We start from the raw sequence: 9,170 nt of genomic DNA, 5'->3' as shown, positions 1-9,170 counted from the left end.
TCCTGCTTGACCATGCCCATGATCATCTCCTCTTCCAGCATGGGCTTGGACCGCAAATCAGCTCGCAATTTCCCCTTCTAACACCCTACTGGGATATGTAGTTAGTGTCCGTCAATACTCGGCGATAAAAGTCAAGGTGCGCAAATAGAGAACGCAAATGGCCCCTGATTAAGTGGCCATTGTCATAGCGTTGGTGCTGTATTAACTCCGCCCGCTAGCTCCGGTAGTGTATGAAGCGTGGGTACGAAATGCAATCTGGTGCCGGAATATTTGCATACCGCCGGCGCCGGTACAAACCGCTCATTCCTTTGAGACGAACTCACTTAGAAGAACGTGAATGATCAAATCTTACACCCGCCATGCTACGTCGATATGACGGCAAACAAGCTAAGACATCTGGCAAGCGGCATTTCCAATCGGGCATGCGAATTTTTTCGCGTATGTTTGGTACCTAACCAAACGGTCGAAGGCATGCCGATTTACTTGCTTAAATTATGAGCAGGGCCAAGATGGATTTTGACGTGCCAGCGAATTAATATGAGCATAGTTGGCACAGAACAACGACTCGTCCAGCGGCTCAAATGTATCTCCTTACAAAGCCAACATGCCCTAATGGAAACCAATTGCCAAGTCCTGGTTGAGCTGCTTCGCGAGTCACTGGTGGTATTGGAGGAGCGCGGACGTTGGCGCTGCCGGAGTCAGGCACCCGCAGTGAGAGGACAGAGTTCGCCGACGGCATTCCATGGCAGTAGATCGTCAATTCAGTTCTGCGCGTGTTCGGCAAGGCGACCCAGTCATGGAGCAGATCGATCTTTGCATTGATGCCATTCAGCTTGGTCATTCATGTTGTGCGCCATCGTGCGCAGCCTTCAACACCGAAAATAATAGCCGCAACTCGTATTGTCTGTCGCCCGGGATGGAGCGGCGGGCGAAGATTCCGGCAGCTACCGCTTTGCGCTACGCCGCTTCGAGCATAGCTTCGGTCACGTCCATTTCCTTTCCCCGTTCGAGGAACTCTTTATTGCTCTTTGTTGTAAAGCGGACCAGTTGATCCTCTTGCCAGAGAAAGTACGTGCACTACCGGATGTAGTAGTCGTGATCTGATCTGACAGTGGCCCGGTTTGATGACGGTGATTGTCAGGTCAAATTCAGCTGTTCAATGTGGTGATTTTATCGTGCCACTCCTTTCTTCCGTCAAGTAAGGTTTGCATTGGCGTTCGACCGCAGCACATCTTGCCCTGATGGGTGCGCTCGTTGTTGTAATAGACCAGCCATTCATCCAGACCGGTCTGTATTTCGTCGATAGTGCAGTAAATCTTGCGCCGGAACGCGACTTGGTAAAACTCGTTGAGAATGGTCTTGTGGAAACGCTCGCAGATGCCGTTTGTCTGCGGATGATTCGCTTTTGTCCTGGTGTGTTCAATGTCGTTCAGGGCCAGGTACAGCTGGTAGTCGTGCTGCTCCGGCCGGCCGCAATATTCGGTGCCGCGATCGGTCAACACGCGGATCAGCCCCATGCCCTGTTCTTCGAAGAACGGCAGGACCCGATCATTGAGCAGATCCGCGGCAGTGATCGGTGTCTTGGTCGTATAAAGCTTGGCCGTGGCCCACTTCGAATACGTATCGACAAAGGTCTGCTGATAAATGCGACCCACGCCCTTGATGGTGCCGACATATAACGTGTCCTGGCTACCGAGGTAGCCGGGATGCGCCGTCTCGATTTCGCCGTGGGCCACATCGTCGTCCTGCTTCCTCTCCAGTGCCGCCACCTGCGCTTCGGTCAATACGTCGCCGGTCTGGGCAACATGTCGCTCCAATGCCGCCAGACGTTTCTTGAAGGATTCCAAATCATGGCGCAGCCAGACTGAACGTACCCCGGAAGCGGAAACGAAGATGCCGCGCTTGCGCAGTTCGTTCGAGACACGCACCTGCCCAAAGGCCGGTTGCTCCAGGGCGAACGCCTTGACAGCGGTTTCCGTGGCTTCCTCGACCCGGTTGCGCAGGTTCGGCTTCTTACGGTTGGCATCGATCAGGGCATCGACCCCGCCAGCTGCCATGGCTGATTGATAGCGGTAAAAAGTATCGCGGGAGAAGCCCATCACCTTGCAGGCGCGGGACACGTTGCCAAGCTCGGCAGCCAGGTTCAGCAAGCCGACCTTGTGTTTGATGACGTTATGGGGAACACTACTCATGGGGTTACTCCTTGGCGCTTGCGCGCTGGTTTAATAAAGATTCGCACCTCTATCAAACCGGGTAACCCCACCCTTTGGCAAGGTCTTACTGTCAGATAAAGTCGGAACTACTACACTTCAATGATTCGAAACGACTGCAAAAGAGGATCTTGCTGACTTCCGCCTTGCACATCGCCAAAGTGGAAATAGTTGCTAGCCGGCGCCGTCTCCCATGGAAAGTATTCGCCGGCTAATTGCACCTTACACTTCCGTCTGCTCCGCAATCTCCAACGCATCATCCACTTCAATACCCAGATACCGGACCGTGCTCTCTAATTTGGTATGCCCAAGCAGCAATTGCACTGCCCGAAGGTTCTTGGTACGTCGGTAGATCAGCGTCGCCTTGGTTCTTCGCATCGTATGTGTTCCATAGGCGACCGAGTCCAGGCCGATGGAGTCAACCCATGACTCGACGATGCGCGCATATTGGCGCGTCGATAAGTGTTCGGAGGTCGTTACACGGCTCGGAAACAGAAATTGGCCAGAGGTGAGATGCGCGCAGTCGATCCAAGCAGTGAGCGTGGTTCGCGTCTGTTCGGTGATCTCGAACTGGACCGGCCGCTGGGTTTTTTGTTGCAGAACGATAGCGCGGTGACCAATTCGTCCGACTTGGGCAACATCACTGACCTTGAGCTTCACCAGGTCGCAGCCGCGTAGCTTGCTGTCAATGGCCAGATTGAACAGGGCCAGATCACGTGTGCGTTCCGCAAGTTGCAATCGCGTTCGGATGGCCCAGATCTCTTTGAGTTTCAGCTGTGCCTTCTGGCCGACCAGTTTTCCCTTGTTCCAAGGAGTGCGTGGCGCAATTGAAAGAGCAGCAGACGCATTGGCATTCATGAGATCCTCCATCGTTGAGTGGTCGGAATCTCATTCTGCGCGGTATTACGTCTTTTAAGCCGTTTTTCGAGGTGGCTGACAGCTTTCTGGCTCTCTGCGGTCAACAGAAAACTCAGTCACAGGCGGAACTTTCGACCCACAGCCGCCCTTGCTCAATCCCGGAAGCGGACGGTTCAAGTATTGGTTCATCACCCTCATAAGTAATTGCAAAGCTGATACGAGGATGACGGTTACCGCCCGTTGCGTGTTCGTTGATGAACATCTCTTGCTTTAAGATGAAATAGCGCCCACTATCGACATGTCCGCTAAAGCTGCTCGCCTTGTTCGCGTCCAGTCTGGGCATCCTCTGCTGGCGGTCAGCCTCTCTTCAGGAGCGCATCATGGCCATTCAAGTTACGTACTATAAAGAATACGAACTACGTTCGTATTCCCACCAGGATTTTCCAACGCATCACGATCCCTACGCCACTGGGACAAAGCACTTTTCGTCGACCGTCCGAATCGATACGATTCCGTTTTCCGAAGGCGGTGCCAGGCGTTATACCACTGTCCCCGTGGGTGCTGATCCTACCACTGCCGCTGAAGCGCGGACGCTGGCAACACAATATGGTAAGGACATTATCGATTGCAAGATTAATCCGCCGCCGCTCTAAGAGCGCCTAACAAAATCGGATAATTGCTGTCCAAGTATCTTTCCAGATTGTGTTGTGGAGAGAGATCATGGCCCGCGAATTGGTTGATGATGAGCTTTGGGAAATCGTTCGCCCCTTGCTGCCGCCACCGCCGCCGCACAAGTCGCCAGCCGGGCGCAAACGCCTGGACGAGCGACGTGTCTTTACTGGCATCATCTTCGTCTTACAGACAGGTTTGCCATGGGAACTGCTCCCCAGGGAAATGAGGTGCGGATCGGGTATGACCTGCTGGCGCCGCGCACGCGATTGGCAAAAAGCAGGCGTGTGGGACAAGCTGCATCGGGCCCTACTGGCCAAGCTACGCCATGCCGACCGGATCGATTTCTCTCGAGTGATCGCCGACAGTTCGTCGGTGCGCGCCGTGCATGGGGGAAAAAAACTGGGCCCAACCCGACTGATCGGCGCAAGGCGGGCAGCAAGCACCATCTCGTCGTCGACGGCAACGGTACGCCGCTCAATGTCATCCTGACGGCAGCCAACCGACACGACTCGACACAGTTGATGCCTTTGCTCGATGGTGTGCCGCCGATTGGAGGGCGGCGTGGCCGCCCTCTGCAGCGACCCTTGCGCGTGCAGGCTGATCGCGGCTACGACTGCGAACGTTACCGACGCATTCTGCAACAACGCCGGATCTGTCCGCAAATCGGCAAGCGGGGCGCCGGGCACGGCAGTCACCTGGGTGTGACACGCTGGGTCGTCGAACGCACCATCGCCTGGCTACATCAATTCCGGCGCTTGCGGGTGCGCTATGAACGACGGGAAGATATGCACGAAGGATTTCTCAGATTGGGCTGCGCCATCATCTGCTGGAAAACGCTAAGCAAGGCTTGGCGCGACCCGTTTCCATTCCCATTTTGTTAGACGCTCTTAGTTATTCAGTGACGACAGGCAAGATTCGACCCTAAGCCGTCTCTCGGCCTGTTCAAGAGCACCAGTCTGAAACACTTCTTCCTGCACACTTTGCGTTCGCTAAAAACTCACTCGTTCGGCCTTCGCGAAAACGTTGCACACCTTTATACCGTTGGAGCTTTCTCTTTCTAAACATCTTGTGGCCTGTGCGTCAACTTCACCTGGTGCTGCTGGCAAGCAGTTCAGCGATAATCAACAGCACCTCCGGGTGATGCACTAAGCCCATATGACTCACGCCATCGACCGCGATGGCGTGATGGTTCGGCAAGCCACTGGGTACACAGCCTTGCCATGCCACTACCCCATCAGACTTGGAGTAGATCGAGAACGCGGGGACAGCGGCAACCGCGTCCTCCTCACATTCCTGTCGGCTGGTTGGCGTAGCGCCACCGTGACGTAGTTCGGCATAGGGTGTGCCGAGTGTGATGATCTGACGCACGCAAGCTGGATAGCGTTCGAGTAACGCCCGTGCATACAGTCCTCCCAAACTCCAGCCGACAAGGGTGACGGTACGACCGCCCCGTGCTGCCAAGCGCTGCAGTTGAATCGCCAGCTGCGTTATCCAGAGATCGAGGTCGCCACTTGGCAATTGGTTGATGCCATGCTCCCAATCATGGACTTCATAATCAAGTTGCTGCAGGCGTGTACGCAACATGGCGGTGGCGCTCCCAGATGCTCCGAGTCCCGGAAATACGATCACGGAGTGCCCATCGCCTTTTGGCAGACGCTGTGGCGGAACGGCTTGCCCTGCGAAAAAGTCCATCATTGAGCGCATCGGTTCGAAGGCGAACAGCATCGGAGAGGAAGGTTGAATGTTGGTGATATGCATCATGGTCCTTGGAAGCTCAGCTGAGCATTGAAATAAGGTTGCCATTATGCTGCGGCGCAGCAGCCTTGGGCCGTTTTTATTTACCGCATTGCCTCAAATGAGAATGAACTTCTCGCGCTACTGCATTGCACAAATATATGTTGAACGTTTGTTCAGGTACAGGCTCTGATCTTGTGTTGGCCCCTTATGCAGATAATCGTTTGCATAAAATGTTTCTTAGGAATACTTATGAATAGCTTCTTCCAATCCTCATCTTCGCCCGCTGTTAAAGCTCAACTAGAGATGCAATTTGCCTTCTATGCCGACCTGTCGAAAAAAATGTTCGACAGCATGCAAAAGCTGAATGAGCTCAACATCCAGGTAGGGCAAACGTTGATGGAAGAAACCCTGTCAACCACTCGACAAGTGCTGCAGGCTGACGACCGCACCGAAGCCGTGTCGATTGCTGCTGGTCAGGCACAGCCTGCAGCAGAGAAGGTCCGCGCCTATAGTCAGCATGTGCAAACCATTCTCGCTGAAGCTCAGGTTGACATAGCGAAGAGTGCTGAAACGCATATCCCGAACGCCAAACGCACTGCGGAGGCAGTTGTTCAGGAAGTCGCCCAAAAGGCATCAGAGCAAACCGCGAAGGTAACGCAGCGTCAGAAAGAATCGCTGGAAAAACTCACCACGCCAATTCGTGGCGCTGGAGAGCGTAATCCCTCGTCTGGCGGCGTTACACGATCCCAATAACGCTTTACCGGAACGTAACTTAACAAAGGGCCGCGGCAATCAATTGCCGCGGCCCTTTTTTCGCCTAGTACTTGGAGACGTTCTTTGTCTATTCGTGTCTAATGTTGAGCGCAATAACAAATCACGCTTTCTATTCATCAGCCATTAGTGCATTGTGTACCAAGCCAATGTTTCTTCTCGCTCATCTTCGCATCGGCGTTTCCAATGCCAACCAGACCGACGACACCCCTAAAAGGAGCTGTCATCCGCGTCGCTGCCGCCGATGACCCCGGCATAGACTGAGTGCGTAATCCAGAAGATACATTCCGTTGCCATGCACTCTCAGCAACGCTCTCATCGACGACTGGCTTGTTAGGGCGTAGCGGAACCTTACGGGAGACATCGTGTTTCTGTACAACTTCAATGTCGCGTACAAAATCAGAGGCTGGGACAAACTCGAGAATGAAGCCAGGCAAGTCATGGCGGAAAACGAGGAGGAAGCACGTGCTAAGGTAGTACTGCAAGTGGTGGCCTACAGGGGTAGTGTACCCGAAGCCATTGTGCTCATGCGACCCTCCTGAGAACGCGCTTTTTCGCTTCAAATAAAAAAGCCAGCCGACATCGCTGGACAAGAACTCAAAAATAAGCACTCTGGATTACGACAATTAGAACCAATGCTGTCCTTGACCGCCTTCTATTTCCGATAATTAAAAAGGTTCTCTATGTGCTGTGGCGTACAGACTCCGCAATTGGGTTGAACGATGCTGCACATGTCGGGTCGTGATCCAAGGTCATTGCTGACCATAACGTGCGGCTCTATAACGCGTCGAAAATAGATAGCTACGGCGCGGAATTCCCTGCCTGGAAGGCTATGAAATGATGTCATCTAAGTTCCGGCAGTCGCTCAGTTGGACAACGGCCCGGCGACAATGCCAACGGACGTATCAGCAGACCGGACTCCGTCTCGGTCGCTTGTATTCGACGACGCTGGACGCATTTTCCGGCATTCGCCGCCCGCCATCCTTGCCAACCGTCGCTTATCCCAGGGATGTGACAACGTCACGGCGAGCGGACGCGCAAATCCAGAAGGACATTCAAGATGAACTGCTCTTGGAACCGAACATCCCTCCCGCAAGCATTGGCGTAAGCGTCAGCGAGGGAGTGGCGAGGCTGACCGGAACTGTCGATGGCGAAAGCGATCGCCGGTTGATCGAAACGGCTGTCAGACGAATTGCCGGCGTGCAAAGGCTGTTGGTAAAGCTCGCAAGCAATCCGTCCGCCCGGGTTCCGCGTCCGGATGGCGACATCGAGCGCGAATGCCGGGATGTTCTGCGTTCACTGACAGATGGATCTGGTTCTCCAATCGAAGTCATGGTGTCCAATGGTTGGGTGAACTTGTCGGGAAGTGTTGTAAATGCATATGATCGCTGGCTCGCCGAGGAAAAGGTGAGCGACGTGCCCGGCGTCAAAGGGGTGAACGGTCAGATCAGGGTCGGGCCCGCCGTGTGGTAGTACGCCGGCAGCGATGATGTCAACGTGCGCGAGCCTGGGCGAAGCCGACATTCCAAACGAACGCCATTTCAACGCAATGTGACTAGGTATGAAGCTTGACCTGAACGACATCGCCCTTAACCTGCTCGGCTGTCCTTACGAAAACCTGGACGAACCCGCGAAACGCGTGGCAACGCATGTCGCGGCGCGGACGCACTTGACCCGCTGCACCGACAGTATCGCGTCGACCCCGGGCCAACGCGCCGCTGACGCCGTGGCGCGCTTCGGCGGTTCATGGACTTTCATTGGCGTCTTCGCGACATGCCTGATTGCCTGGGTGGTGTTGAACTCGTTTCTTCTTGCGCGGCGAGGGGGCGCTTTCGATCCCTACCCCTACATTCTGCTCAATCTTTTTCTTTCGATGCTGGCCGCCGTACAAGCCCCCATCATCTTGATGTCACAAAACCGGCAGGCCCAGAGAGACCGGACGGGGGCGGAACATGACTATGAAGTGAACATGAAGGCAGAACTGGAGATCATGTTGCTGCATGAGAAAATCGATTCATTACGCGAGGGACAGTGGCATGAATTGTTGGAAATTCAAAAAGAACAGTTGAAGCTGCTGGCGGCGCTGGTCGCAAAGGAACGTGTCATTTAAAACGCGATACGGTCCGGCAGCAAGCGGTCGAACTCCTTTTTCACAACCGCATAGCACTCACATGTGCGCGCTTCTAGTCCTGGGCGGTCGACAACGGTAATATGACCCCGTTGATAGCGGATCAGGCCGGCGCTTTGCAATTTCCCAGCGGCTTCTGTGACGCCCTCGCGCCGCACGCCGAGCATGTTGGAAATCAACTCTTGCGTCATGATGAGTTCATTCGACGTAAGCCGATCCAGGCTCATCAGCAACCAGCGGCATAATTGCTGATCGACCGAATGATGCCTGTTGCAAACGGCGGTTTGCGCCATCTGGGTGATGAGCGCCTGCGTATAGCGCAGCAACAGATGCAGCATGGGTCCGGCCCGGTTGAATTCATCCTTGAGCAAGTTTGCGCGCAGCCGGTAGCCATGTCCTGCACTTTGAACTACTGCCCGGCTGGGCGTGGTTTCTCCGCCCATGAACAGCGCGATTCCCAGGATGCCTTCGTTGCCGACGACGGCGATCTCGCCGGAGGACCCGTTCTCCATCACATAAAGCAGCGAAACGATGCTCGTGGTCGGAAAATAGACATGCTGCAATCTGCTTCCCGACTCATACAGTACGTCTCCAAGCGGCATAGATACCATCTCGAGATGCGGTAGCAGACGGTCGAATTCCTCTGGCGGCAGCGCCGCAAGGAGGTGGTTTTGCCGCGGAGTGGGCGCAGTGTGCATAGCTTGCTCCTGCAGTAGTGACGTTCGTGGCGAAGCGAGGCAGCGTCCTTCAAAGATTACGCCGATGCCGCGTTTATCTGTTGAGGCAGGTCGACA

General features: G+C 54.6%; 10 protein-coding genes. 5 read left to right on the top strand and 5 right to left on the bottom strand.

What is annotated here, in order from left to right; genetic code table 11:
- Nucleotides 1–1,148: 1,148 nt before the first annotated feature.
- From G3574_RS26605 to G3574_RS26595, 3 genes are all read right to left on the bottom strand, one after another.
- Complete coding sequence (locus G3574_RS26605) at nt 1,149–2,192, bottom strand: IS481 family transposase (RefSeq protein WP_163968592.1); 1,044 nt, start codon at nt 2,190–2,192, stop codon at nt 1,149–1,151.
- A gap of 240 nt (nt 2,193–2,432) precedes the next feature.
- Complete coding sequence (locus G3574_RS26600; RefSeq protein ID WP_163968591.1) at nt 2,433–3,068, bottom strand: tyrosine-type recombinase/integrase; 636 nt, start codon at nt 3,066–3,068, stop codon at nt 2,433–2,435.
- A gap of 112 nt (nt 3,069–3,180) precedes the next feature.
- Complete coding sequence (locus tag G3574_RS26595) at nt 3,181–3,411, bottom strand: hypothetical protein (RefSeq protein WP_163968590.1); 231 nt, start codon at nt 3,409–3,411, stop codon at nt 3,181–3,183.
- 37 nt (nt 3,412–3,448) lie between these two features.
- Between G3574_RS26595 and G3574_RS26590 the strand changes: the two genes are divergently transcribed.
- Nucleotides 3,449–3,721, top strand: a complete 273-nt coding sequence (locus G3574_RS26590; RefSeq protein ID WP_163968589.1) for a hypothetical protein — start codon at nt 3,449–3,451, stop codon at nt 3,719–3,721.
- Between the two features lie 67 nt (nt 3,722–3,788).
- Nucleotides 3,789–4,621, top strand: a protein-coding gene (locus G3574_RS26585; RefSeq protein WP_163968588.1) for an IS5 family transposase whose coding sequence is annotated in 2 segments (ribosomal slippage) — nt 3,789–4,128 and nt 4,128–4,621 — 834 coding nt in all. Because the reading frame shifts where the segments join, the coding sequence is not laid out codon by codon here.
- A gap of 205 nt (nt 4,622–4,826) precedes the next feature.
- Here G3574_RS26585 and G3574_RS26580 read toward each other — a convergent pair.
- Nucleotides 4,827–5,501: an esterase/lipase family protein gene (locus G3574_RS26580; protein ID WP_235953639.1), complete on the bottom strand. Its 675-nt coding sequence runs from the start codon at nt 5,499–5,501 to the stop codon at nt 4,827–4,829.
- Nucleotides 5,502–5,726: 225 nt separating this feature from the next.
- Between G3574_RS26580 and G3574_RS26575 the strand changes: the two genes are divergently transcribed.
- The 3 genes from G3574_RS26575 (at nt 5,727) to G3574_RS26565 (ending at nt 8,358) form a co-directional block, all read left to right on the top strand.
- Complete coding sequence (locus tag G3574_RS26575) at nt 5,727–6,230, top strand: phasin family protein (RefSeq protein ID WP_163968587.1); 504 nt, start codon at nt 5,727–5,729, stop codon at nt 6,228–6,230.
- Nucleotides 6,231–7,181: 951 nt separating this feature from the next.
- Nucleotides 7,182–7,721 (top strand): BON domain-containing protein, encoded by a 540-nt coding sequence (locus G3574_RS26570; RefSeq protein ID WP_163968586.1) that lies wholly within the window; start codon nt 7,182–7,184, stop codon nt 7,719–7,721.
- An 88-nt stretch (nt 7,722–7,809) separates the two neighbouring features.
- Entirely contained in the window at nt 7,810–8,358 is a 549-nt protein-coding gene (locus G3574_RS26565; RefSeq protein ID WP_163968585.1) for a DUF1003 domain-containing protein, read from the top strand.
- Here G3574_RS26565 and G3574_RS26560 read toward each other — a convergent pair.
- Complete coding sequence (locus G3574_RS26560) at nt 8,355–9,074, bottom strand: Crp/Fnr family transcriptional regulator (protein WP_163968584.1); 720 nt, start codon at nt 9,072–9,074, stop codon at nt 8,355–8,357. The two genes, G3574_RS26565 and G3574_RS26560, sit on opposite strands and share 4 nt — an antisense overlap.
- Nucleotides 9,075–9,170: the final 96 nt, after the last annotated feature.

It is taken from the genome of Noviherbaspirillum galbum (assembly GCF_010974945.1).
Taxonomy (GTDB): domain Bacteria; phylum Pseudomonadota; class Gammaproteobacteria; order Burkholderiales; family Burkholderiaceae_D; genus Noviherbaspirillum; species Noviherbaspirillum galbum.
Note: the sequence above shows the minus strand (reverse complement) of the source record. Positions and strands in the feature narration are given on the sequence as shown.